The 26,125-nt window shown below is 61.3% G+C and carries 18 protein-coding genes; 11 read left to right on the plus strand and 7 right to left on the minus strand.

Annotated elements, in window-relative coordinates; all coding sequences use genetic code 11:
- The first annotated feature begins 59 nt into the window (after positions 1-59).
- Positions 60-2,588, plus strand: coding sequence for a Fe(2+) transporter permease subunit FeoB (feoB, locus tag B2A78_RS11620; RefSeq protein ID WP_077730155.1), 2,529 nt, complete (start codon positions 60-62; stop codon positions 2,586-2,588).
- 147 nt (positions 2,589-2,735) lie between these two features.
- The gene (locus B2A78_RS11625; RefSeq protein ID WP_077730156.1) at positions 2,736-4,142 is read left to right on the plus strand and encodes an MBL fold metallo-hydrolase; all 1,407 of its coding nucleotides are present in this window, start codon (positions 2,736-2,738) and stop codon (positions 4,140-4,142) included.
- 226 nt (positions 4,143-4,368) lie between these two features.
- On the opposite strand, the gene B2A78_RS11630 is transcribed toward B2A78_RS11625, so the two are convergent.
- Positions 4,369-5,550: a cytochrome c peroxidase gene (locus B2A78_RS11630; RefSeq protein ID WP_240502496.1), complete on the minus strand. Its 1,182-nt coding sequence runs from the start codon at positions 5,548-5,550 to the stop codon at positions 4,369-4,371.
- A 364-nt stretch (positions 5,551-5,914) separates the two neighbouring features.
- Between B2A78_RS11630 and B2A78_RS11635 the strand changes: the two genes are divergently transcribed.
- From B2A78_RS11635 to B2A78_RS11645, 3 genes are read left to right on the plus strand one after another with little or no spacing between them, the layout of a single operon-like run.
- Positions 5,915-7,117, plus strand: a complete 1,203-nt coding sequence (locus tag B2A78_RS11635) for a hypothetical protein (protein WP_077730158.1) — start codon at positions 5,915-5,917, stop codon at positions 7,115-7,117.
- A gap of 26 nt (positions 7,118-7,143) precedes the next feature.
- A complete protein-coding gene (locus B2A78_RS11640; protein WP_168175400.1) occupies positions 7,144-7,578 on the plus strand; it encodes a DUF1232 domain-containing protein in 435 nt (144 codons plus the stop codon).
- A complete protein-coding gene (locus B2A78_RS11645; protein ID WP_077730160.1) occupies positions 7,571-8,473 on the plus strand; it encodes a ZIP family metal transporter in 903 nt (300 codons plus the stop codon). Before B2A78_RS11640 ends, B2A78_RS11645 begins: the two co-directional genes overlap by 8 nt.
- A gap of 166 nt (positions 8,474-8,639) precedes the next feature.
- On the opposite strand, the gene B2A78_RS11650 is transcribed toward B2A78_RS11645, so the two are convergent.
- The 5 genes from B2A78_RS11650 to B2A78_RS11670 all read right to left on the minus strand — a co-directional run bounded on the left by B2A78_RS11650 (position 8,640) and on the right by B2A78_RS11670 (position 19,217).
- Positions 8,640-10,049 carry a L,D-transpeptidase family protein gene (locus B2A78_RS11650; RefSeq protein ID WP_240502497.1) on the minus strand — a complete coding sequence of 470 codons (1,410 nt, stop codon included), beginning with the start codon at positions 10,047-10,049 and terminating at the stop codon, positions 8,640-8,642.
- A 682-nt stretch (positions 10,050-10,731) separates the two neighbouring features.
- Positions 10,732-11,730, minus strand: a complete 999-nt coding sequence (locus B2A78_RS11655) for a dihydroorotate dehydrogenase-like protein (protein WP_077730161.1) — start codon at positions 11,728-11,730, stop codon at positions 10,732-10,734.
- A 13-nt stretch (positions 11,731-11,743) separates the two neighbouring features.
- Positions 11,744-15,334, minus strand: a complete 3,591-nt coding sequence (gene nifJ / locus B2A78_RS11660) for a pyruvate:ferredoxin (flavodoxin) oxidoreductase (RefSeq protein WP_077730162.1) — start codon at positions 15,332-15,334, stop codon at positions 11,744-11,746.
- Positions 15,335-15,336: 2 nt separating this feature from the next.
- Complete coding sequence (locus tag B2A78_RS11665; protein ID WP_077730163.1) at positions 15,337-16,977, minus strand: NAD(P)-binding protein; 1,641 nt, start codon at positions 16,975-16,977, stop codon at positions 15,337-15,339.
- A gap of 269 nt (positions 16,978-17,246) precedes the next feature.
- The gene (locus B2A78_RS11670) at positions 17,247-19,217 is read right to left on the minus strand and encodes a cation-translocating P-type ATPase (protein WP_077730164.1); all 1,971 of its coding nucleotides are present in this window, start codon (positions 19,215-19,217) and stop codon (positions 17,247-17,249) included.
- 177 nt (positions 19,218-19,394) lie between these two features.
- On the opposite strand from B2A78_RS11670, the gene B2A78_RS11675 reads away from it, so the two are divergent.
- From B2A78_RS11675 to gpmA, 4 genes are all read left to right on the plus strand, one after another.
- Positions 19,395-20,051 carry a peroxiredoxin gene (locus tag B2A78_RS11675; protein WP_077730165.1) on the plus strand — a complete coding sequence of 219 codons (657 nt, stop codon included), beginning with the start codon at positions 19,395-19,397 and terminating at the stop codon, positions 20,049-20,051.
- A 279-nt stretch (positions 20,052-20,330) separates the two neighbouring features.
- Entirely contained in the window at positions 20,331-21,332 is a 1,002-nt protein-coding gene (locus tag B2A78_RS11680; RefSeq protein WP_077730166.1) for a histidinol-phosphate transaminase, read from the plus strand.
- On the plus strand, positions 21,329-21,967 hold the full coding sequence (locus B2A78_RS11685) for a class I SAM-dependent methyltransferase (protein WP_077730167.1): 639 nt from the start codon (positions 21,329-21,331) through the stop codon (positions 21,965-21,967). The genes B2A78_RS11680 and B2A78_RS11685 overlap by 4 nt, the downstream gene beginning before the upstream one ends.
- Positions 21,968-22,027: 60 nt before the next feature.
- The gene (gene gpmA / locus B2A78_RS11690; protein WP_077730203.1) at positions 22,028-22,732 is read left to right on the plus strand and encodes a 2,3-diphosphoglycerate-dependent phosphoglycerate mutase; all 705 of its coding nucleotides are present in this window, start codon (positions 22,028-22,030) and stop codon (positions 22,730-22,732) included.
- A gap of 807 nt (positions 22,733-23,539) precedes the next feature.
- On the opposite strand, the gene B2A78_RS11705 is transcribed toward gpmA, so the two are convergent.
- On the minus strand, positions 23,540-24,346 hold the full coding sequence (locus B2A78_RS11705; RefSeq protein ID WP_205780758.1) for a hypothetical protein: 807 nt from the start codon (positions 24,344-24,346) through the stop codon (positions 23,540-23,542).
- A 184-nt stretch (positions 24,347-24,530) separates the two neighbouring features.
- On the opposite strand from B2A78_RS11705, the gene B2A78_RS11710 reads away from it, so the two are divergent.
- Positions 24,531-25,232 carry a metal ABC transporter ATP-binding protein gene (locus B2A78_RS11710; protein ID WP_077730170.1) on the plus strand — a complete coding sequence of 234 codons (702 nt, stop codon included), beginning with the start codon at positions 24,531-24,533 and terminating at the stop codon, positions 25,230-25,232.
- A gap of 4 nt (positions 25,233-25,236) precedes the next feature.
- Positions 25,237-26,025, plus strand: coding sequence for a metal ABC transporter permease (locus B2A78_RS11715; protein ID WP_077730171.1), 789 nt, complete (start codon positions 25,237-25,239; stop codon positions 26,023-26,025).
- Positions 26,026-26,125: the final 100 nt, after the last annotated feature.

Raw genomic sequence — 26,125 nt, forward strand, 5'->3', positions numbered from 1 at the left:
GAGCCGCAAGCCTCGGCTGGGTAGCGGGTTAGACCCGATCTCGAGAAGGAAATTGCGTGATGAGTAAGAGATTGCATGAGCTCACGCCCGGAGAAAAGGGCCGCATCGTGGGCTTCGAGGGAGGAAACCCAGTATACCGCCAAAAGCTTTTGGCCATGGGGTTGACGCCGGATACGGAGTTTACGGTCATCCGCTTTGCCCCCTTGGGTGATCCGATCGAAATTCATGTCCGGGGATTCGACCTCAGCCTGCGCCGGGAGGAGATCGATTGCGTCAAGGTCGAGCGTCTGGCGAACGAGGCCGCTGCGGCGGCCGAAGCCGACGAGGCATCGGCCGATTTCACCATCGCCGTGGTCGGGAATCCCAACAGCGGCAAGACGACCATCTTCAACGGCTTGACCGGTGCCCGGCAGCGAGTCGGCAATTGGCCGGGCGTCACGGTGGAGAAGAAGACCGGCCGTTTTTCCTTCAGAAATCGCCGCGTCGAGGTCGTGGATCTACCCGGTCTGTATTCGCTCGATGTCCGGGAGGAGTCGGTTTCCCTTGACGAACAGATCGCCCGGGATTACATCCTGTCGGGGCAAGCCGATCTGGTTGTCGACATCGTCGATGCCTCGAACCTGGAACGAAACCTCTATCTCACGGTACAGCTTCTCGAGATGAAGGTGCCGCTCCTGGTGATCCTCAACATGATGGACATCCTCGAACAGCGCGGCGCCGAGCTGGACGCGGCGAAGCTGTCGGAGCGCCTCGGCGCGCTCGCCGTCCCGGTGATCGGCACGCACGCGGAAGGCATGGCGCCGGTCAAGCCGATCATTCTCCGGCTGGCGTCCGAGCAGACCGCTACGCCGTTCAGGCTCAGCTATCCCGATATTATCGAGCAGGCCATCGCACGCCTCCAGCCATGCATCGAGCGGATCGCGCCTGAACAGAACGCCCGCTGGCTGGCCCTGAAGCTCCTGGAAGGCGATGCCTGGGCTGCCGAACGGATGGACCCCGAAACGCGAAAACTCGTCACGCAACAAAGAAAACTCATCGAAGAGCTTTCCGGCGAGGGGGCGGATCTTCTGATCGCTGACAGCCGTTACCGTTTCATTCGCACCCTGATCCAGGAGACGCTCACCGAGGCGGCTTCGCCCCGGCGGCCGATTACGGATGTGCTCGACCGCGTCGTGCTTAACCGCTGGCTGGGATTGCCGATCTTTCTCGGCGTCATGTACCTGATGTTTTTCTTCGCCATCCAGTTGGGCAGGGCGTTCAAGCCGTTTTTCAATCTTTCGGCGCAAGCGCTGTTCGTCGACGGTTTCGGGGCGGCTCTGACTCGTTCCGGGTTGCCCGAGTGGATTACGGCTTTGCTTGCGGACGGGCTCGGCAATGGCATCCGCGAGGTGATCGCGTTCGTTCCGATCATCGCCTTCCTGTATATCTTCATTTCTCTGCTGGAAGACTCGGGCTACATGACGCGGGCCGCGTTCGTCATGGACCGCTTCATGGGATTTCTGGGACTGCCGGGCAAATCCTTCATTCCGATGGTGGTTGCATTCGGCTGCAACGTGCCGGCGGTGATGGCGTGCCGCACGCTGGAACGGCCGCGCGACCGGATCTTGACCATTCTCATGATCCCGTTCCTGTCCTGCGGCGCTCGGCTGCCCGTGTATGTGCTCTTCGCCGAGGCTTTCTTTCCGCGGCAGGCTCATATCGTGGTCTTCGGTCTCTATCTCACCGGCATCGCCTTTGCCATCCTGACCGGGCTGATCATGAAAAACACGCTTCTCAAGCAAAAGGCCTCGTTTCATATCCTGGAAATGCCCCCGTACCATACGCCTCGCGTCAAGAACGTGTGGCTGAATACTTGGCAGCGGGTCAAGGCGTTCATCTTCAAGGCCGGCAAGTTTATCGTGCCGATGGTCATGCTCATCCAGATACTGAACAGCTTCGGGGCGGACGGTACGTTTCCCAATCGGAATGTCGACCGTTCCGTGCTGAGCGCGGCGGGCCGCACGCTGACTCCGGCTTTCGAACCGATGGGCATCAGCGAGGAGAATTGGCCGGCTACCGTGGCCCTGTTCACCGGCGTTCTGCATAAAGTCGTGGTGATCGGGACTCTGGAAGCGATTTACACTCAGGCAAGTCGGCCGCAAAGAGCAACGGCCGAGTTCGATCTCTTGGGCGGACTCCGAAACGCGGTCGCCACTATTCCCGCCAAGCTGTCCGAGTTGTTCGGTATCGGTCCTGCCCGGAATCAGGCCGTCCCCAAAACTCGATTCGTTACCGAGATGAAAGACCGGTTCACCGGCCCGGCCGCGGCTTTCGCTTATTTGCTGTTCGTGCTGTTGTATTTTCCCTGTATCACCACGACAGTTTCCGTTTTTCGGGAAGGCGGCAGGCGCTGGGCGTTATTCTTGATCTTTTGGACGACGGGCTTGGCTTATATGACCGCCACCGCGTTCTATCAAGCCGCCACCTATGCGCAGCATCCGGCCTCTTCGGTGTTTTGGCTGAGTGGCTTTCTGGCGTTGTTCGTAATCGTGGTTTGGCTGTTCCATCGTTGGGGAGACCGTGAGGCGAGTCTGCGTACGCCGGTTTGAGACGCGTTGCCTCGCTCGGGTTTTTGATGGCGAACTTTTCTACATACAAAGGTGCGATGTGTCCGCGAGCGACGAGTTGACCGGGATCATTGTCCCGGCCCGTCGTGTCCAAGGAAATGCATTACGCCAACCCAAGAGGAGGCCTCCATGTTCTTCAAGCAGTTCTATCTCGGCTGTCTCGCCCACGCCTCTTATCTCATCGGCGATGAAGGGACGAAAACCGCCGTCGTCGTCGATCCCCAGCGCGACATCGAGCAATATCTGGAAGAGGCGCGCCGGGAAGGTTTCGAGATTCGCCATGTGTTCCTGACCCACTTTCACGCCGATTTCATTGCGGGACACCTGGAACTGCGGGATCGTGTCGGCGCCAAGATCCATTTGGGGGCGAGGGCGGATGCCGAATATGCGTTCATTCCGCATCCCGACGGCGATACGCTCGAATTCGGTCAGGTCCGCCTGAAGATCCTGGAAACACCCGGGCATACCCCCGAAGGTATCTCGATCGTGGTTTACGATCAGGCCAAGAGCACGGAGATTCCCTATGCCGTGCTGACGGGCGATACGCTGTTCATCGGGGACGTGGGACGCCCCGACCTTTTGGCCTCGTTCGGCGTTTCGGCCGAAGACCTGGCCGCGATGCTTTACGAGTCTCTGCACGAAAAGCTGTTGCCCCTGCCGGACGAAACCTTGGTTTACCCGGCTCACGGCGCGGGGTCCATGTGCGGGAAAAGTCTCAGCACCGACCTGTTCTCCACCATGGGAACGCAGCGCGGGTACAACTACGCGCTCAAACCCATGAGCAAGGAAGACTTCATTCGCCTGGTCACGGCGGGCCAGCCGGAAGCGCCGAAATATTTTTCCCATGACGCGGTACTCAACCGCAAGGAGCGCGCAACCCTCGAAGAAACCCTGGCGACCGGGCTGAAACCGCTCTCGCTCGACGCGGTGCTCACGATGAAACAGGCCGGGGCGCAGCTTCTGGACGTGCGCGAGACGGCGGATTTCGCAGGGGCGCACCTGGCGGGCAGCGTGAACATCGGCCTCGGCGGCCCTTATGCCACTTGGGCGGGCACATTGCTCGATCGCACTAGGCCCATCGTGCTCATCGCCGAACCCGGCCGCGAGCAGGAAGCCGCGATGCGTCTCGGCCGAATAGGTTTCGACAATGTTGCGGGTTATCTCGAGGGGGGCATGGAAGCGCTGGAGCAGCGGCCGGATCTCATCCGGCGGACCGACCGGATCGCAGCCCCGACCCTGGCGGAAAAGCTGGCCTCGGCGCAGTCGCCCCTGGTTCTCGATGTGCGTACCGAAAACGAATGGCAGCAGAAACGCATCGGCGAAAGCCTCAATATCCCGTTAACCCGGCTCGCGGAACGGAGCGGCGAACTGCCCCGCGACAGGCCCATCGTGGTCCATTGCGGCACCGGCTACCGCTCGTCCATCGCCACCAGCTTGCTGGAAGATCAGGGATTCGATAATACGATCGATCTCGTGGGCGGTTTTAACGCGTGGGAGAAATGCTGTCCCAGTAACATCGCCGGTGGAACGGGTTAGAGCATTTTCCGGTTTTCTGTAGCGCTTCCCCAAGGTGTAGGTCGGCAATCCCTTGCCGACGAAGACGCTCGGTCGGAGCACGGCGTCGGGAAAGGATTCCCGACCTACGGGGCGGCAGGGTGGTCGGCAATCCTTTGCCGACGAACCGGGTCGGCAAGGAACGTTGTCGGCAAGGGATTGCCGACCTACGCGCTTCCCGTACCGCTAAACCGTGGTGAAAAACGCGCTACTTGCCACGCCTCCATTGGAGCGGGCGATATCCGTCGGTCAGGGTGTTCAAGAAGGCAACGAGGTCGTCCATTTCCCGTTCGGTCAGTCCCAGGTTGCCCAGTTCGTCATGGTTGACATTGTCCGCTATCTCGGGGGCGGGCCAGCAACCTTGCTTGAGGGCATCGCGCTCACGGGTCATGGCGTCCCGGCAGGCGGGCTTGACGTCCCGGTTGTTGTAGAACTCGACCACGCCACGCAAGGTCTGGAAATAACCGTTGTGCATGTAGGGACCGGTTATCGCGATATTGCGAAGGGTCGGGACCTTGAACTTCCCGTCCTCGGCAACGCTGCCGACGCTGGCGCCCAGGCCCCGGTCCGCGAAGTCGCGGCCGGCGGAATTGAACTCGGGCGGCAAGGCGTAGAAGGGATTGTCCGGATTCTTTGGAACGCCCAGGTTGTCATAGGTGAAATCCGTGAACAACGGCGGGGAATCCTCCTCCGACGGCCGGTTGGGATGGCAGGCGGCGCAATTGCCCTTGGCGGGATCCTCGTACACCTTGAGCCCCCTGAGCTCCCGCGGGCTCAATTTGACCTTTCCGGCCAGATACGCGTCGTATTTCGAGCTGAAGCGGTTGAATGCACGGATATTCTCGAATGCGGCGATCGCGTCGGCGATGAGATCGTAGGCCCGTTCGGTGTCATCCAGGGCACCCCGTCCATACACTTCTTCGAACAACCGGGCATACGGGGCCTGACGTACCTTTTCCACCACGGCAGTTCGACTCGGATTGGCCATTTCGACCGGATTCAGGAACGGCTGTTTCGCCTGTTCTTCCAGAGTCGCGGCGCGGCCGTCCCGGAATTGGCCGCCTACGAACAGCCCCTCCTGTTCGTCGTAGTGGAATGCCGGGCTGAATGCGGCATACATGACGGTGGGAGTGTTACGGCTGCCGAACCGTCCCGAAATCACGCCCTCGGAGGTGGGAATCCTCTTGTCCGGGTCGGTGAATGCGCGTTTGGGCTCATGGCAGCTGGCGCAGGATTGCCCGGCCGGCGAGGAGAGACTGGCGTCGAAGAACAACTCCCGGCCCAGTTTGGCCTTCGGCGTGAGCCACTGGCCTCCGGGCAAGGCTTGATCGTCGGCTGCGGCCTGAATGGCAAGGAGCGTGAATACGGTGCCCCATGTTTTGACCTTCATGATCATCCCTTTTGTTTTTCGTAATGAGAAGAATTCTCATTTGTAATCATCGTCGAGTCAAGAATCCATCCCATGCAAATACACACAAAACTCCGTTTCGAAATGGAACCCCATGGAGGTGCGTGCGGATGCTCGAATGACGACCGACCTCTTTCTGACGGCGCATGGCGAACATTCGGCTTTTCTTGGCTATAACCGCTTTCGCTATTTCAGAAATCGGGCAACCGCGATGTCATCCTTCTGAGCAAGTGTGCAAGCCTTGATTTATTCGCGCCGGTCCGTGAACTCGTCGTATAGTTCAGGGAGTCGAGAAGTCGAAGCTGTTGTAGGAGGTTGATCGGTGGTGCGACCCAGCAGGAACTCGGTGTGGCTACTTTTTCTGATTGTTTTCTCGCTGCTCGGCGCGGTTGGGTATGCGAACGGTGCCGAATCGGAAGAACGTAAAGTCGATGTTTACTTTTTCTGGAAGGACGGCTGTCCGCATTGTGAACGCGCAATGGATTTCCTCAGACGATGGGAAGGCGAGGAGGCGAGAGTTCGTGTTCATTATCTGGAAATCAGCCGTTATACCGGGAACTACGATGTCTTTTCTGCGCTGGTCAGGCAATTCGGAATCGAGCGCCCGGGGGTGCCTCTGACCGTGGTTGGTAAGACATACTTCGAAGGGTACGATGACGACTCGACGACCGGAGCGGAGATCCGGTCGGCCGCAAAGGCCTGTCAGGAAGTCGTTTGCAGGGATCTCGTATGGCCGCTGTTGACCGGCATACCGGAGACACCGGCCGAAGACCTTCCGCAGCCTGTCAAGAAAACGCCAAAGGTTCTGAAACTGCCGATATTCGGAGAAGTGACCATCGGCCAGGTCTCTCTTCCCGTGCTGACTTTGATGCTCGCGGCCGTGGACGGCTTCAATCCGTGCGCCATGTGGACCTTGCTTTTCCTGATCAGTCTGCTGGTGGGATTGCGCAACCGGTTTCGGATGTGGGTGCTGGGCAGCGCATTCATCGTCGCCTCGGCTGCGGTTTACTATCTGTTCATGGCGGCCTGGTTAAACTTGCTGCTTTTTTTCGGCATGCTGCTCTGGATTCGCATCTTGGTGGGAACGCTGGCGCTGGGCGGCGGGACTTATTACCTTCGCGAATATTTCGTGAATCCCGAGGCTATCTGTAAAGTGACCGCACCCGAATCGCGGAAGCGCGTTTTCGAGCGGCTGCGTTCCCTGGCCAGCGAGCGGCGCTTCCTGCTCGCGCTGGCGGGCATTATCCTGCTGGCCTTTGCGGTGAACCTGGTGGAACTGATCTGTTCCGCCGGAATACCGGCTATTTATACCCAGGTGCTTGCTCTGAGCAACCTGCCGACATGGCAATATCATGCTTACCTCGGCCTTTACATACTGGTGTTCATGCTGGACGACCTCTTCGTGTTTTTCGTCGCCATGCAGACCCTGCGGGTGACCGGGCTGACCGGGACATACGTGCGGTATGCTCACGCCATCGGCGGCGTTGTGCTGATCGTCATCGGATTATTGCTGCTGTTCAGGCCCGAATGGCTCGCTTTCTCGGTCTAGGCCGCTGACGGAAGGGAGGGATACCCGTGGATGAAGAAGACCGGAACGAACTGAACGAAGCTTTCTTCAAGCGCAACGGCGGGAAAATCACGGATCGGCATTTCGACCGCATCATCGAAAAGGCTCGCGAGATCGAGAACAAGGTCAAGAAGATTCCGGCGCTGTATCAGGTCTGGCTGGATATCCTGCTCTGCCTGGAATTGATCCGCGATTACCGATCGGGGATATACCGGGATATCGCGGCCTGGGCGATCGCCGCCGTGGCCTTCGGTCTCCTGTATCTGATCAACCCGGCGGAGTTGATCCCGGATGTGATCCCTATCGTCGGCTATCTGGACGATGTGGCCGTCATGGCGCTGATCTTGAAGCTCGTGAAGGTCGAACTCGAAAAATACGCGGCTTGGCGAAAGGCTCGCGACGAGTATCAGGAAGCGCTTTCCAGACTTTTCGCTGATGAGTGACGCAGCGAGCGATTTTGCCTCCCGTGCCGCGAACGGCGACCTATCCGCCTTCGGCATGTATGTTCAAGCCCACTTTTCGACCGTTTCCCGCTGGTTCGCCGAGCGTGCCCACATTCTGCAAGCCCTTCTCGCCTCGTTGTTCACCTGGGGAATGACCGCGCTCGGCGCCGCCCTGGTGTTTTTTACCAAGCGGATGAACCAAAAGCTGCTTGATGCCATGCTGGGATTCTCGGCGGGAGTGATGTTGGCCGCGAGTTACTGGTCTTTGCTCGCGCCCGCGCTCGATTTATCGGAAGGCTATGGCCGTTTTGCCTGGCTTCCGGCGGCAACGGGATTCGCCCTCGGCGCTTATGCGCTGAGTCTTTGCGACTGGCTGTTGCCCCATTTCCAACTCGGCGCGGCGATGCAGACGGAGGAGGGGGTCGTCACGACCTGGCGGCGTACTATGCTGCTGGTGCTCGGCATCACCCTGCATAACATTCCCGAGGGGCTGGCCGTGGGCGTGGCCTTCGGCGCCTTGGCCTGCGGTTTGGATACGGCCAGTCTGGGCGGTGCGATTGCCTTGGCGATCGGCATCGGTCTGCAGAATTTTCCGGAGGGCGCGGCGGTGGCCATGCCCTTGCGCCGCGTGGGCTGGTCGCGGCTGCGCAGCTTCTGGTACGGGCAGCTGTCCGCCGTGGTCGAACCGGTCGCCGCCGTCATAGGCGCCGCCGCCGTATCCGCGTGCTTGGCCATCATGCCTTATGCGCTTGCCTTCGCGGCCGGGGCCATGATCTACGTGGTGTTCGAAGCGATAATTCCCGAGTCGCGGGAACGGGGCAACACCGACATCGCCACGCTGGGGGCCATACTCGGTTTCATTGTCATGATGATTCTGGATGTGGCCTTGGGCTGAATGGGGTTGAGACATTTGGATCAAGCCAAGCGGAGAGGATGCGCAGGGCAGTCTCGGTATCCGGAAGCACGCGCAATATCAGTTCGTTACCAATGCGAGTCGCCGGGCAACCGCTTCGTCTACTGTCGTATCCGAAGCGGTGTCTTCAAGCATTGCATTCACGACGTCATCTGCTCCTGAGCCGCTCGTCGCCTCCGTTTCCTCCGGTACCGTCTTCAGGTTGGTCGGTCCGGCTCCGATATGTTCGGAAAACACGTTTCCCGGGTGGCAGGTTTGGCGGGCGACTTAGCTGCCTGCTCGCTTTTGGCGGCAAGATGCGCCCGTCCAGTTCCAGATCGACCTTGAGACGCTTCACGGCGGTTTTGGCGGCCTTGGCGTTGGCGAACGGCCCCGCTATAACCTGATGGCGTTCGCCGCTCGGAACAACTTGTGCCGGTATCGGAGGACCCTGATGATTGAGTATGGCGGCGAGTCGCTGCGCTGCCGTTTCGCTGGACATGACGGCGGCGGACACGTACCAGCCGTTGCTGGCTTTCCGCGCCGATTCGGGTTGTCCGAACCACTTGTCGGGTCGCACGATAGGCTGCGCCCCCGCGAGTACGGCATCGATAGGCGGTGTTCCCGCGGCAATCGGTAGCGGAATGCCCAGTCCTTCTTGGAGAATGCGTTCGATCTTTCCCCAATCCAGGGGCTGGTTCTGATCCTGCTCCCACTTTTTAAGATTGGCGCGGACGGTTTTCTTGAGCGATTTTTCGTTTAATTCCTCATGGCTCCGGTAAGCCTGCAGGTAGACTACCCCGTCACGCCAGCCCACGAGATAAGGCTGATTGACGATATACACCGGCTCGTTCAGTGGAATCTGCGAGTACAGCTTGCTGGCGTCCTCCGGATACAAGCGGATGCAGCCATTGCTGGCTCGAAGCCCGACGCTATAAGGCTTGTTCGTGCCGTGAATGAGATACATCTGTCGGTTCAGGTACAGGGCATACTTGCCCAAGGGGTTGTTAGGTCCAGGCGGCACTGCGGCCGGCAAGGGATCCCCCCAGCGGAGGTGGTCGTCTCGGATGTTCTTTGTCGGATACCAGGTCGGGTTTTTGATCTTTCGGGCGATTCGCATTGCCCCGCTGGGAGTCGCTCGCCCTTCCCGGCCGATACCTATGGGATAAGTGACAACCTCGGCGCCGTTTCCCTTGGCCGGAAAATAGAACAGCCGCATGGCGGCGAGATTGATGACCAGACCCCGCCGCGGCGCCCGCGGCAGTACGAACTGCACCGGGATCAACGCTCTGCCGCTCGCGTCCGGTAGCCACGGATCGAGCTCGGGGTTTGCCGCGACGATCTCTTCGTATCCCAATCCGAAGTGCCGCGCGACATCGGGAAGCGTGTCCCCTTGCTGAAGCGTAATCACTCCGAACGACCCGACTACCCCTTCGTCCTTGGCGACAGAGAATCGGTGCTTCTCCAGCGACGCGATCGGTGGGCTCGCAACAGGCGCCGACTCTTGCGCCGGTTCCTCCATCGGCTCCTTGATCGGAGGCGGTAACCAGCCCCACTCGCCATGCCAGTGATTTGACATCTCTTGCATCGGGCGATAGGCGCATGCAGATAGTCCGCAGCAGAAGCCCAGGATAAGAATCAGCCCCCGCTTACGGCGCCGTGGCTGATGCGATGCCCACGGCTGCGAACGCTCCACAGGAACATTCAATCGTGCTTCTCCTCTCATGCCGGAGGTATCGGCCGAATTCGGACCATTTTCCATGAGTGCAACAGGCATGCGGGTCGGCTACCGCGGCAAACACTAACTCTGTCGCTCCTCAAATGTTTGCGCCACAGCAAACATTTCGACGCATTAGACCTAAACGGCGGTGCAGAAGTGCGATAGAACGGAGACGATGCTGTTGGCCGGGATGACTATTGCGAATCGGTGAGGGTCGTGGCCGATACTGTGGCTCGATTTAAGGAATCTCTGATTAAGTCCTTCGACAGGCCCTTCGACTTGGCTTAGGACAGGCCCTTCGACTCGGCTCGGGACAGGCTTGTCGAACGCTCTCCTGAGCCTGTCGAAGGGGCATGAACGGAATCCACTCGTTCAGAGCTTCCTTAAAAATATCTTGGCTTGTTCGAAAAATGAAATTGGCGCTCGAAGTAGGTCGGCAATCCTTTGCCGACACCTGCTGAGTCTGCGTCGGCAAAGAATTGCCGACCTACTTCTGGTCCGGCCTCGGCTCCCTCGGTCTACCTGGAGGCCGCGCAGGCCATCAGTAGCTTTCCAGTATTTTAATGTAATTGGCGCGTTCGAAGGCTCCCGGATTCGCTACTTTGGCGCGGCTCATGATGCCGCGCATGGGTTCCAGTGATTGAAACCCGCGCTGGTCCATCCAGTCCCTCAAACCGTCCACCAGCGTGCCGGCATAGTCCGGACCGTTGCGCAGCAGGGCGGAGGCGACCATCACCACGTCCGCGCCGGCCAGCAGATATTTGATGATTTCGACGGCGCTTTCCACGGCGCTTTCCACGCCCCGCGTCGCCGCGAGCGAAGCCTTGAGCCGGCCGCGCAGAAGGGCGATCCAGAGCAGGGGCAGGCGAATCTCCCCGGCGTGACTGAGGGAGAGGGTCGGAGCGACCTCCAGGTTGACGATATCGAGATCGGGCTGATAGAAGCGGTTGAACAGGACCAGGGCATCGGCGCCCTCGGCATCGAACTGCCGGGCGATATGGCCGAAGGCGCTGAAGAAAGGGCTCAGCTTCAGCGCCACCGGAATGGAGACGGCTTGCTTGACCATCCGCAGGATGTCCAGGTAGCGCTGCTCGACCTCACGCCCCGAGACATCGAAATTCGCTTCGATGCCGTAGATATTGAGCTCCAGGGCTTTGGCGCCGGCCTCCTGCAGTTGCCGGGCGTATTCGATCCAGCCCTCGCCGGTCACACAGTTGAGGCTGGCGATGACCGGAATGTCCACGGCCTCGGCGGCGCGCTGCACCAGGCTCAGATAGCTGTCCGGGCCGACACGGAAATCGCCCACGTCGGGGAAGTAGCTCAGCGACTCGGCATAACTTTCCGACGGGTGATCCATCAGCTGAACGAACGCCATCCTTTCCTGGCGGATCTGCTCCTCGAACAGCGAGAACAGGACCACCGCCGAGACCCCGCCGTCCTCCAGCCGGCGAATGCCGTCCAGCGTCTCGGAAAGCGGCGAGGCCGAGGCGACCACGGGATGATCGAGCTCCAGTCCCATATAGCGTGTCTTCAGATCCATGCGGGCTCCCCTGTTACGGAAGGTCGACGCTGGCGTCGGGATGAAAGCGGCTGCCGGCGCGGCTGGCCATTTCCTCGTAAATGTCCCATTTTTGATCGACTACCTGCTGCGCCATCTCCATCAAGCGTTCGAAGTTCCGGGGATTGGTATGGCTCAGCATCATAAAGCGCAGCTCGTTGTAGGCATACTCCTTGAATCGGATGCGCGGACGCGGCGAATCCAGCACGAACGGATTCCGGTCCGACCGGCGCAGCGCCGGGTTGTACCGGATCAAGGGCCAATAGCCGCTGGCGACGGCCAGATCCTGCTGGCGCATGCCGTGTTGCAGATTGTAGCCGTGGGCGATGCAATGGCTGTAGGCGAGGATCAGGGAGGGACCGGGATAGGCTTCCGCCTCGCGGAAGGCGAGCAGGGTCTGCTGCGGGTTCGCCCCCATGGCGACGCGCGCCACATAGACATTGCCGTAGGCGATCGCCTGCAGGGCCAGGTCCTTCTTGGCGACGGTCTTGCCGGCCGCCGCGAATTTGGCCACGGCGCCGAGCGGCGTCGCCTTGGACATCTGCCCGCCGGTGTTGGAATACACCTCGGTGTCCAGCACCAGCACGTTGACGTCGCGGCCCGAGGCCAGCACATGGTCGAGGCCCCCCGAGCCGATGTCGTAAGCCCAGCCGTCTCCGCCGACGGTCCAGATACTGCGCCGCACCAGTTGGTCGACCACCGACAGAAGATCCTTCGCCTTGTCGTCGGTCCGTTTCAGCAGCATGGCCTTGAGCTTGGCAACGCGCTCGCGCTGGGCGCGGATCTGCGACTCGGTGAGCTGCGGTGCGGCCAGGATTTCGTCCACCAATTCGGGATCTAGCGAATCTTTCAGCTCGCGGGCGAGCCGCTGCGCCAGAGCCAAGTGCTGATCGGCGGTAAGGCGAAAGCCGAAGCCGAATTCGGCATTGTCCTCGAACAGCGAGTTCGACCAGGCGGGGCCGTTTCCTTCGGCATTCACGGTCCAGGGCGTGGTCGGAAGATTGCCGCCGTAAATGGAGGAGCAGCCGGTGGCGTTGGCGACGATCAGGCGATCGCCGAAGAGTTGCGACAGCAGCCGAACGTAGGGCGTCTCGCCGCAGCCCGCGCAGGCGCCGGGAAATTCGAACAAGGGTTCGAGAAACTGCGCGCCGCGCACCGACGAGAAATCGATCCGGGCGCGGTCGTTCACCGGAATGGTTTCGAAGAAGCGTGTGTTCGCCTTCTGCGGTTCCTGTATCGGGTCATTGGGCCGCATGTTGATGGCCTTGACGCCGCTCCGGGTGAGGCTCTTGGCCGGGCAGACCTCGACGCACAGGCCGCAGCCCGTGCAATCCTCGACATAGACCTGCAAGGTATAGCGGGTTTCCGGAAAACCGTAGGCGGTGACCGGCGCCGACAGGAAGGTTTCGGGCGCGTTCTCGAGCCGGGATTCGTGGTAGAACTTGGCGCGGATGACGCTGTGCGGACAGACGAAGCCGCAGTTGCCGCACTGGATGCAGATATCGGGCTCCCACACGGGCACGGATTGCGCGATGTTCCGCTTCTCCCACCGGGTGGTGCCCGACGGGAAGGTGCCGTCCGCCGGCATCAGGCTCACCGGCAGTTCGTCGCCCCGGTCGGCCATCATCATCGCCGTGACCCGGCGCACGAAATCGGGCGCCTCCTCGGAAACCACCGGCTGGCGCTTGAGGGTGCCGGTCGCCTGGTCCGGGACTTTCACCTCGTGCAGGGCGGAAAGGGTTCGATCGACCGCCTCGTAGTTCTTCCGCACGATCTCCTCGCCCTTCTTGCCGTAGGTCTTCTTGATCGCTTCCTTGATCTTGGCGATCGCCTGATCGCGCGGCAAAACGCCGGACAGGGCGAAGAAGCAGGTCTGCATGATGGTGTTGGTGCGTCCGCCCATGCCGGTTTCCAGGGCGACCCTGGAAGCGTCGATCACATAGAGCTTCAGCGCCTTGTCGATGATCTGCCGCTGAACCTCGTAGGGCAGCCGGTCCCATACGTCGTCCGGGCCGTGCGGGCTGTTGAGCAGGAGAACCGCGCCATGCTTGGCCTTGGCCAGCACGTCGAGCGTCTCGATGAAGCTGAACTGGTGGCAGCCTATGAAGTTGGCCGACTCGATGAGATAGGGCGATTCGATCGGCTCCGGCCCGAACCGCACGTGAGACGTGGTCCTGGAGCCGGATTTCTTGGAGTCGTAGACGAAATAGCCCTGCGCATGGAGATCGGTGGATTCGCCGATGATCTTGATGCTGTTCTTGTTGGCGCCGACCGTGCCGTCCGCGCCCAGACCGAAGAACACGGCGCGCACCACGCCGTCCGGCTCGATGTCGAAACCGGGATCGACGTCCAGGCTGGTGTGCGAAACGTCGTCGACGATGCCCACGGTGAAGTGGTTCTTGGGTCTTTCCTTCTTCAGCTCGTCCAGCACGGCTTTCGCCATGGCCGGATTGAACTCCTTGGAGGAAAGCCCGTAACGGCCGCCGACGATCTCGGGCCGTTTCCCGGCCGGAAGGAGACCGCTGGCCTCCGCTTCCGCCAGCGCCGCGACCACGTCGGTGTACAGGGGTTCCCCGAGCGCGCCGGGACTCTTTAGGCGATCCAGGACGGCAATGGCTTTGGTCGTCGAGGGCAGGGCGGCGAGGAAATGCCCGACGGAAAACGGCAGGCACAGACGCACCTGAATCACGCCTACCTTCTCGCCCTGCTTGGCCAGAAAATCGACGGTCTGGCGCAGGGTGTGCGCGCCGGAGCCCAAAATCACGGCCACGCGCTCGGCCTCCGGATCGCCGTGGTATTCGAACAGGCGATACCGGCGTCCGGTCAGTTCTCCGAAGCGGTCCATGGTTTTCTGTACCAGGCTCGGCAAACGCGCGTAGTAGGGATTTACGGTCTCGCGCCCCTGGAAATAAACGTCCGGGTTCTGCGCGGTGCCGCGGATAAACGGATTGTCGGGATTCAAGGCCCGCGCCCGGTGCGCGCGGACCGTCTCCTCGTCGATCATGGCCCGGATTTCGTCGTCCGAAAGCAGCACGATCTTGCTGATTTCGTGGGAGGTCCGGAAGCCGTCGAAGAAATGCAGGAAAGGAATCCGGCTGTTCAAGCTCGCGGCCTGGGCGATCAGCGCCAAGTCGTGCGCCTCCTGCACCGAGCCCGAGGCGATCTGGGCGAAACCGGTGCCCCGCACCGCGGCGACATCGGAATGATCGCCGAAGATGGACAAGGCTTGCGCCGCCAGGGAGCGGGCGGCGACATGGAACACCGTCGGGGTGAGTTCGCCGGCGATCTTGTACATGTTCGGGATCATCAGGAGGAGACCCTGCGAAGCGGTGAAGGTCGTGGTCAAGGCCCCGGTCTGAAGGGCACCGTGCACGGCCCCGGCGGCGCCGCCCTCGCTTTGCATCTCCACCACCACGGGCACCTCGCCGAAGATGTTGGTCTTGCCCTCGGCCGCCCACTGGTCGGCCAGTTCCGCCATGGTGGAGGAGGGCGTGATGGGATAGATGGCGCACACTTCGTTCACGCGGTAGGCGACATGGGCCACCGCCTCGTTGCCGTCGAGCGTAATGACTTTCGGTTTCGCCATCGTTATTCCCCTCGGGGTTCCGGAATCATTTCGATCGCATGGCAAGGACACTGCTCGTAGCAGACCGCGCAGCCGGTGCAGAGGTCGTAATCGTAGCGATAGCGCTTGCCGGGTCCCAGCTTGACGATGGCGTCCTCGGGACAGGCGCCGTAGCAGCCGTCGCACTCGAAGCAGTTGCCGCAGGAGAAGCAGCGCTTGGCTTCGAACAGAGCCTCGTTCTCGGAGAGCCCCGCGACCACTTCCTCGAAGCCGTAACGCCGTTTCTCCAGTTCGAGTTCGGCTTCCCGCTTCTGTTCGGCTTCGGTGAAGTACCACAGGCGCAGCATATCGGCGCTTACCGGCGGATGCTTGGGCGGCTTGACGTAGCGCGTGCCGCGAAGATAGGCGTCGATACAGCGCGCGGCTTTCTTGCCGTGGCCGACGGCGACGGTCACGGTCCGCTCGCTCGGTACCATGTCGCCGCCCGCGAAGATGCCGGGACTCCCCGTCATCATGTTGTCGTCCACGATCACGACGCCGTCGGGCTTGAACTGGATGCCCGGCACCTCGTGCAGGAAGCGCGTATCGGTTTCCTGGCCCAGCGCCAGGATCAGCGAGTCCGCCTCCAGGGTTTCGAACCGGCCGGTCGGTTCGGGATACCCTTCCGGGTTGATCCTCATCACCTCGACGGTGATATGCGTCTGGTCGATCTCCTTGATGGTGCGCAGCCAGTTGATCTTGACACCTTCCTCGATGGCTTCGTCGGCCTCGAATTCATGGGCCGGCATGTGCGCCCGGTCGCGCCGATAGATGACGAGCGCCTCTTCGGCGCCCAGGCGCCTGGCCGTGCGCGCCGCGTCCATGGCGGTGTTGCCGCCGCCGTAGACGGCCACGCGCCGGCCGAGCTTGGGCGCTTCGCCGGTGGCGGTCTGGCGCAGGAAGGTCACTGCGTCCAGGATCTTGCCGGCGTCACGCGCCGGAATGCCGACGCGCTTGCTCAGATGCGCGCCAACGGCGATGAACACCGCGTCGAACCGGCCGGACTCCTTTTCCGCCAGCACGTCTTCCACCTTGTGATCGAGAACGATCTTGACGCCCATGGCCTCGATCCGCCTGATTTCGCCCATCAGCTCCGCGCGCGGCAGGCGGTAGGCGGGTATGCCGAAGTGCATCATGCCGCCGGCCAGGGGACCCGCTTCGTCGATCTCCACCTGATGGCCCAGCCGGGCCAGGTGATAGGCGCAGGACAGGCCGCTGGGCCCCGCGCCCACGATCAGGACCCGCTTGCCGCTGGCCGGGGCTTTCACGACCTGCCAGCCTTCGCGCAAGGCGAGGTCGCCGAGGAACCGCTCGGCCGCGTGGATGCTCACCGGGCTGTCGATGGGGCCGCGGTTGCAGTGGGTTTCGCAGGGGTGGTAGCAGACGCGTCCGTGCACCGCCGGCATCGGATTGTCCTCCATCAAGACCCGCCAGGCCTTTTCATAGCGGCCGGCGCGCAGGTCGAACAACCAGGACTGGATGTTCTCGCCGGCCGGGCAGGCGTTATTGCAGGGCGGCAGGAGGTCGACGTAAATCGGACGCTGCGTGCGGAAGGGGCCGGTGCTCCGCCCGTGTTGCAAGAGGTCCGCCGGTCGCGTCAGGTCGCTGGATTTGCGATTGCTCATTCTAAAAGTCTCTCCATCCTCGATCGGCGGCCTAGTCGATGGCCAAGCAAAGAGAGTCCGCGATCATGCGCCAAAGCTTCGAAGCAGACGGCGCTGCGATGTGCTCCCGTGTCTCGGGGCAAGCGTTTCAGGGTTCGGACGGTGCCTGCCTGGGCAAAGTTTCATCAACCGTATCCGAACTCGGCTGTCCCGTCCCGCTCGAGCCGGTTCGGTGTACCGGCTTTTCGGCTGCGGGACGAGAAGGGGATCGTTACTCGTCTCGAGAATGCTCATGCCTCCTGGCCCCTGTGCGTCAGAAACCGGCTCACCTGGCTTTGCCATCGATTCAGGCCCGTCATCACTCGGTCCATCAGATCGGCGGCCGTGTTGATGCCGGCATAGAGCCGTGCCGCATTGGCGACGACGAAGACCGAGCTGATATGGTGTAAGAACGCGGCGAGTACGGGATTGAGGAAGCCGAAGGTGGCCAGAGCGAGCCCGACGGTATTGAACGACATGGCCCAGGCATAATTCTGCTTGGTTATCTCCGACATCTTGCGGCTGATGTCGAGTACGGTGAGCAAATCGCCGGCATCGTCGCCGAGAATCACGATATCGGACGAGGCGATCGCGAGGGCCACGTTCTTGTGTCCGCCGATGGCGATGCCCACATCGGCGGCGGCCAGGGCCGGAGCATCGTTCACCCCGTCGCCCACCATCGCCACCTTGCCGGACGACTGAAGTTCCTTCACCAGTGCCGCCTTGTCGTCCGGCTTGAAGTTGAAATAATATCCGTCGGCGCCGATCAGATCGGCCACTCGCCTGGCTTCGGACTCCTCGTGATCACCGGTGGCGACGAGTACGCGCTTGACGCCCAGTTCGCGGATCGCTTGCCCCAGGTTGGTCATCTCCGCGCGCATCACGTCCTGAACGACGATGGCGCCTTTGACTTCACGGTTCATGGCGACCCAGATCGCGCGGCCGGAATATTCGAGGTCCGGTATTTCGATTCCGAGCGCCTCCAAGGTTTCGGGACTCCCGATCAGCACTTCGCGGTCTTCCAGTCGCGCCTTGACCCCGCGCCCCGGCAGGTCCTCGGCGTCGCTCACGGGTTTGAATCGCGTGATGTCCTGGTTTCGCGCGAAATTCAAAATGGCCCGCGCCAACGGATGGCTGAAGCGCGTTTCCACCGACGCCGCGATCTCGATCAGCTCGCGCTCATCGGCACCTATCGGTATCACCCGGCTGACCCTGGGTTCGGCCAGGGTGACCGTGCCGGTCTTGTCGAGGATTACGGTGTCGATCTCGTGCATGATGTCCAGGGGTTCTCCGCCCCGGGCGAGGATATTGAGCCGCGCCGAGCGGCCTATGCCGGACGCGAACACGGTCGGCGTCGCGAGCGCCCAGGCACAGGGACACATTACCGACAAGGCGGTCGCCATCAAATCCAGGCTGCCGGTGACGAAAAACAGCAGGAACGCATAGCCGGTCACGCCCAGGATGAGGTACTGGACGATCTTGTCCGCCCTTTGCTGCAGCGTGGATTTTTTCTGAAGGCTTTTTTCGATTTCGCCCGCGATCAGGGCAAGAAACGAAGCGTCGCCGTTCCTGGTGGCCCGAATCTGCAAGGGCGCGGAAAGATTGAGCGTGCCGGAAGTGACTTCATCGCCCGGCACCTTGTGGATCGGAAACGGTTCGCCCGTGACGAAGGATTCGTCGATGGACGATTTTCCCTCCGCAATGCTTCCGTCGACCGGGACGGCGGTGCCGCGGGGCACGATCAGCACGTCGCCCTGCTTCACCTCTTCCGCCGGGATTTCGCGGATTTCGCCGCCGGCGAGCACGAGGGCCGTTCGCTTGGCCTGCTTCACCAGGCTTTCGATCTTTTCCCGATTTCTGCGAATGATGGTGAAGGAGATATACAAACCGAGTCCGATGAACCAGGCCACCATCGCGCCGCTGAGCGGCTTGCCGTCGATCAGGGTGACAGTCATCACCAGCACGATCAGCAGCTCCGCGGAAACCTGCCGCAAAATCAGGAGCGATTTTAGGAGCCCCTGAACGTAGAGCGCCAGACAGAAGAGATAAAACGGCAGCCCCAGCCAGTAAAAGAACGGCATGCCGTAAAGTGCGTCCATGGCCAGGAAGATGACCGCCAGGAGCGCCACAATAAGGCGCAGCAGGAATACGTCTCTCTGAGGGCTGAGGCTCAGGATGCGTCGATCCAGTTGCTGCAACAAAGTTGTCAATTGAGTATCCATAAGAACTTCCGTTCCTTCTTTGATATGGGACACCGCTCGACACGGCTTTGCACGGATACGGCTCGGGGGACCTTTAAAGAGCCGATTCTGTCTCAAATCTAATCATTGGACAAACGAGTCGGGCAGACGCACAGCGTCCCTTGTCCGATTCCGTACCCGTTTCAGAGGAGATAGATCATGGAAAATATCACTTCATCCAAACCACTCGAAATGCCGCGCCTGAACGAGCCGGCGCCCGCTTTCGAGGCGAATACCACCCACGGCGTCAAGAAGCTCGGCGATTACCGCGGCAAATGGCTGGTGCTGTTTTCCCACCCGGCCGACTTCACGCCGGTGTGCACCACGGAGTTCATGGCTTTCGCCAAGGCCTATCCGCAGTTCCGGAGTCTGAACTGCGAGTTGCTCGGGTTATCCATCGACAGCAATTATTCACATATTGCCTGGATGCGCACGATCAAGGAGAAGTTCGGCGTGGAGATCCCGTTCCCGATCATCGAGGACCTGTCGATGCGGGTGGCCAATACTTACGGCATGATTCAGCCGGGCGCCTCCGACACCTCGGCGGTGCGCTCCACCTTCATCATCGACGACAAGGGCACCCTGCGCGCCATGGTCTACTATCCCATGACCAACGGCCGCTCCATCCCCGAGTTCCTGCGCCTGGTGCAGGCGCTGCAGACCTCGGACAAGCAGGGCGTGGCCACGCCGGAAGGCTGGCAGCCGGGCGACAAGGTGATCGTGCCGCCGCCGAAGACGGCCCAGGACGCCGAGGCGCGGCTCCAGGAGGGATACGAGTGCGTCGACTGGTTCTTCTGCAAGAAGGCCGCATCATAGCCGCAGAGCGCAGGGGCATCGGGAATAAGTGACTTGGATGGACTGCTTGACACCGCGCGCCGACAGGAGGGAGCGAAAATGAAGCGGTGCCGTAGGCCGGCAATTCGTTACTGACCCCTCGGATCGGCGAGAGCTTTGTCGGCAAAGGATTGCCGACCTACGACCTTCCCGATCCAGACTGCCAAACCGTGGTGAAAATTGGTCTAAGCGCTGCTGATTATGGCCGGGATCGGTGCCATCGCTTTCTTCATGCCCGGCCGCCGATAAAGGATTTCGAAAATGAGCAGCAAGGCAGAAAAGGGTGGCGGCGTCTTCCGAGGCATCAAGCTGCTGCTGTGCGAAAACCCCTTGCCTCCGATCGAGGAGGCTATCGAGGCGGCTCGCGCCGAGCTGCCCTTGAGCAATTACTATACCGAGCCGTACTCGGAACCGTTGCGCCGGCTCATCAGCGAACGGACCGGCGTGCCCGAGCGGCTCATCCATATCAATGCCGGTTCGGAACTTATTCTGCGCCAGCTGTTCCAGCGCTTGGGGCGTCAGGTACACCTGCTGACTCCCACCTATGTCCTGTTTCCGGAGATTGCCCAGTCCTACACCGAAACGCGGCTGCGGCCGGAAGCGGATTTCCGCTTCGACCTCTCCGAGCTGGAGGTCCCCGCAGGCACCAGTCTCGCTGTCATCGTCAATCCCAACAACCCCAACGGCGGCACCTTCGACATGGCGCCGCTGCCCGGTCTGCTTGAGCGATATCGCGACACTTATTTCCTGGTGGACGAGGCCTTCATCGGCATGGCCGGCCAGAGCGTTGCCCTCCTGGTGCCGCGATACCCGAACCTGCTGGTCACCCGGACCCTGTCCAAGGCTCACAGCCTGGCGGGTTTTCGGGTGGGCTATGCCATATTGCCGGAAGCCCTGGCGGACGATCTGAACACGAGCAACGATGCTTACCCCTTGGCGAGAGCCAGCCACGCGGCCGCCATCGCCACTTTGGAAAAAGAGGACAAGATCCGGGAGCGGGCCGCCACCCTGCGCGGCTGGGCCCGTGATTTGGCCGGTGAACTCGAGGCGCTGGGGGTGAGAACATTCCCCACGGAGACCTATTTCTTCCTGGCCGATTTCACACCGCATGACGCAGGCAAGATCGCTGAAAGCCTGAGACAAAAGGACATCCTCATCAAGCCCCTGAACGACCCGCAGCTCGGTCCTGCCTACATGCGGGTGACCACCGCGACGCCCGAGGACAACACCCGCTTTGTCGCCGCGCTGCGGGAGCTGCTGTGACGGACGAACCCAGGGCAGGGCCATTTAGCCTGCATCACCGGCGCTATGAGGACTGGTTCGACCGTCACCGGGCGGCCTACCTCTCCGAGCTGCTCGCCGTGCGCGCGTTGCTGCCTTGGCAGGGGCGAGGGCTGGAGATCGGGGTGGGGGCCGGACGCTTCGCCGCACCTCTGGGCGTCGCCTACGGGATCGACCCGGCGGCGGAGATGCTGGGCTACGCCCGCGCCCGCGGCGTGCGCGCCGCACAGGCGATCGCCGAGGCGCTACCCTTTGCGGACGCGGTGTTCGACTATGCGCTGATCGTGACCACGATCTGCTTCGTGGACGACCCTGTGGCCATGCTGCGCGAGGCCGCTCGCGTCCTTAGGCCGGGCGGTGTGCTCGTCATCGGTTTCATCGACCGGAACAGTCCCCTGGGACAGGACTACCTCGCCCACCAGGCGGAGAACGTCTTCTATCGGGAGGCTAGCTTCTATTCCGCCGATGAGGTCAATGCCCTGCTCATGGATACGGGCTTTCACGACCCGGTCTGGGTGCAAACCTTATCCACACCGCTTGAGCGGATCCGGGACATCGAGCCGGTCAGCGCCGGTGCCGGCCAGGGCGCCTTTATCACCGTACGGGTCCGCCACTGAGCATCGCTGGGAGAAGAAGATGGCGGCACAGCAAACGCTCGCTTGACCAACGGTCCTGCAATGAATCAAAGCACTCATGCAAGCCTGATATTGGTGCGCCACGGGCTGAGCACCTGGAATTTCGAAAACCGCTTCACCGGATGGACCGACGTCGGTCTCATCGAAAAAGGAATCGAGGAGGCCCGCCGCGCCGGTCGGATACTGTGCCAGCAAGGCTATTCCGTGAATATCGCTTATACCTCCATGCTCAAGCGTGCCATCCATACCGCCTGGCTTATTTTGACCGAGATGGATCGGATGTGGGTGCCGCTGGAGTGTAGCTGGCGGCTCAACGAGCGGCATTATGGCGCATTGCAAGGGTTGAACAAGAAAGAGACGGCTGAGCGACACGGTGAGGAGCAGGTTCATGTGTGGCGGCGCAGCTATTCGGTACGGCCGCCGGCGCTGAGCCACGATGATCCGCGTCATCCGCGTTTTGACCCGCGCTACGCCCACCTCGACCCCCGCGTCCTCCCGGCGAGCGAATCGCTGTTCGATACCCTTGTGCGATGCCTGCCCGCCTGGCAGGACCGCATTGCTCTCGACCTGCGAATGGGACGCCATGTCTTGGTGGCCGCGCACGGCAATAGTCTGCGCGCGCTGGTCAAAATGCTGGACGGCATTTCGGACGAAGAGATTCCTCTGGTGGAAATCCCCACCGGCGTACCCGTGGTCTACATGTTTGACCAGGACCTCAACGTCGCCTCGAAGATAGTGCTCGATTAGCTCGTGACATATGAGCCTATCCCAGTAGGCGTTCGCCCTGAGCCCTTCGACTTAGCTCAGGACAGGCCCGTCGAAGGGTTTCTTGAGCCTACTGGGATAGGCTCTAAGTACGACCACGTCGAGTCAATCGCACTGGCCGCACAATTCGCTCGTACGGCAAAACAGGCTTGGCGGAAGTCGCTGGCGCCTTCGGCTCGGGTGAACCGATTCAAGCATTCGTCGGCAATCCCTTGCCGGCGAAGACGCTCGGGCGGGCCGTGGCGTCGGGAAAGGATTCCCGACCTACGGGGGCACGGTCGTAGGTCGGCAATCCCTTGCCGACGAAGACGCTCGGGCGGGCCGTGGCGTCGGGAAAGGATTCCCGACCTACGGGGATGTACGGTCGTAGGTCGGCAATCCCTTGCCGACGAAGACGCTTGGCCGGGGCATGGCGTCGGGAAGGGCGGCTTCGGCGCTCCAATCGCAAACGGTCATCCCAGGAGCGCTGGGATGACCCTTCCAATCGCAAACGGCCTGGCCGGGAGCGCCGGCCAGCCCCTTCCCGAAGACGCCGTTTGCGATTGGAAGGTCGCGACTAAAGCGACGTTTGCGATTGGAAGGGGCCGATTAAAGGCCCGTTTGCGATTGGAAGGGTCGCGGCTAAAGCGACCGTTTGCGATTGGGAAAGGATTCCCGACCTACTCGCTGGTTCTTCTGCAAGAAGGCCGCGTCATAACCGCCAAAGGCGACCCATAGCCATGGAGCGCCGGGGCAATCGAGAGCGAGTGGCTTGGGTGGGCCGCTCCAGCGCTCGGGACTGTGGCGGACTTATTTGGCTCCGAAGACCACTCTGTCCACACCAGTATTGCCGGTGCCGGGGTCGTAGGCGTAAATCACCGCTTCATAGTCCCCCTTGTCCCGCGCCGGCACCTGTGCCGCAAAATGATTGACTTCGCCGGTGAATGCCAGAGGATATTCGCCCACCGCGTTGCCGTCCCGTTTCAGCAAGGCCTTTACTTCGTATTTGTCGGCATCCCATAGGCCGCCTTTGCTGATGGGGCAGCCGCACATCATCGTCACCTCCGCTTCCAGCTTGGCCTGACCTTTCTCCAGCGCGGAGATTCCGCCGCGCACGATGAAACCGGGTAAATGGATGACGATGCCGTCGCCGATGATGTGCTTGCCGGGTACGACCCAACTGGTCACGCTCGCCTCTTGCAGAGATTGGCGCTGTCCGTACGGACCGAATATCTTGAAGCGCAGCAGTCGTGGCTCGGCGAGGTCGAGCCGGGCCAAATGACCCGCCGTGTTGTCGTCGGCGAGCGGCTGACCGCGCTGGTGAGGGGTTTCCATGAGGCGTTTGGTGTCGCCGGTGCCGCCGGTAATCCACCCCTGATTCAGAATCTCCCCGGTCTCGGCGTCCTCGACCACCGCCCGTACCCCACCGACACCGCTGCCGACGAACTTGGAATCGACGCCTTTCACCCGCAGCATGATCCGGGTTTCTTCGGCCAAGACGGCGTTACATAGCGACAAAAGCAAGAAAATCGGCGCGACGAGCGTTTTCAGCGTCCGCCGGTCTATCGGCATGCGTCCCGATGGCCGCAGTATTCGCTTGTCTTTCCGGAAAACCATGCTTTTCCTCCTTGATGATTAGACTCGAGTTTGCGACGGCTTCCCGCCGAAAGCAAGAAACGGGGTTAACGCGATGCCGCTTAAGGTGAGGCGCGCTGGCGGACACGAAGTTTTGCGGGCTTGTCCTCTGGCTCCCGGTTTGGCACTATCCGCTCAGGAAGCATAACGGAAGGCGAACGGGAACATGACGGATAATCAGCCTTCGATCTTGACCGTCCAAGGGATTTCGGTGTCTTACGGCGACGAAACGATCATCCGCGATCTTTCGTTCTCGGTGGCCGAGGGCGCCGTCTTCGTGATCCTGGGACCGAACGGCGCGGGAAAGACGACGCTGCTCAGGGCGCTCCTCGGCCTGATCCCTTATCAGGGGACGGTCACCTGGCAGACCCGAAACATCAGTTATCTGCCGCCTCAGGAGTTTCTGCAACGCCAGGAGCTTCCGCCGCTCAGTATCGAGGAGTTCTTTCGTTTCAAGACCCGCGATGTCGACGCCGTGAAACGGATGTTCGCCGAGGTCGGGCTGGACGAATCCCTGCTGCAACGGCCGTTCGGTGCTTTGTCGACGGGTCAGTTCCAGCGCATGCTGATCGCCTGGGCGCTGGTGAACGATCCCGACGTGCTGTTGCTGGACGAACCCACCGCGGGCATCGACGTGGGGGGCGAGGAGACGATCTATACCTTGCTCAACCGCTACCGGCAAAGAAAACCCCTGACCATCCTGCTGGTGACGCACGACCTCCATGTGGTGTGGGAATATGCGTCGGTCGTGCTTTGCCTCAACCGGCAGCAGCTTTGCATGGGCGCCCCCCAGGAAGTGCTCACGCCGCAGCAGCTCCAGGCGCTCTACGGTACCGGCGTGAAATATTACGAGCATCACCATCGGTGATTTTATGAGCGGAAAAATCCTGCTTGCCCTGATCCTTGGTGGCGCCACCGGCGCGGTCGCCGGCTACCTCGGTTCGCTGATGCTGAGCAAGCGCATGGCGCTGGTGGGCGGCGCCCTGGGGCATTTGACCTTGCCCGGGATCGCGTTGGCGCTGCTGTACGATTTCGATGTTTCCATCGGTGCGGTCTTGTTCTTGGGTTTCGGGATGCTTCTTATCTGGTATCTGGAAAGAGTGACCAGGCTGCATCTCGAGGCGCTCACCGCCGTCGTGTTTTCCACGGCTCTTGCGACGGCTTTTCTGTTTCTGCCGGAGGAAGAAACCGATATCGCACTGCTCGGCGATGTGTCGCGGATAACGGTGACGACCGCTGTGATTACGGTAGCGATAGCTCTGGGCATTTTTTTCATGGTCCGGCACATCTACTCGAACCTGGTCCTGATCGGCATTTCGTCCGATCTGGCCGGTGCCCAAGGCCTCGATCTCCGCTGGCACAACGCGGTCTATCTGATCTGCATCGCATTGACCGTTGCGCTCGGCGTGCGGATCGTGGGCGGACTGATGACCGCCGCTTTACTCGCCATACCGGCCTGCACGGCAAGGAACGTCAGCCGGAATCTGGGGCAATACGCCGCCATCAGCGGCGCTGCCGGCGGTCTTTCCGCGCTCGCCGGAATTCTCGCCCACGCAACGATCAGCGTGCCACCCGGCCCTTCAATCATTCTGGCAAGTGGTTTTTTGTTTCTGGGCTCTGTGTATCTGAAAGTCCGCCGGGAGCGCGCCGATCGAATCTAGTGCAGTTGCGGCTAATGGTAGCCCGGATGAAGTGCGACGCAATCCGGGACGACAGGAGTCGCGTGCTTCTCGTATTTCGCCCGGCGGCCTATGGGCTACC

The sequence above is a fragment of the Methylocaldum sp. 14B genome (assembly GCF_002005105.1).
In the GTDB taxonomy this organism is placed as follows: domain Bacteria; phylum Pseudomonadota; class Gammaproteobacteria; order Methylococcales; family Methylococcaceae; genus Methylocaldum.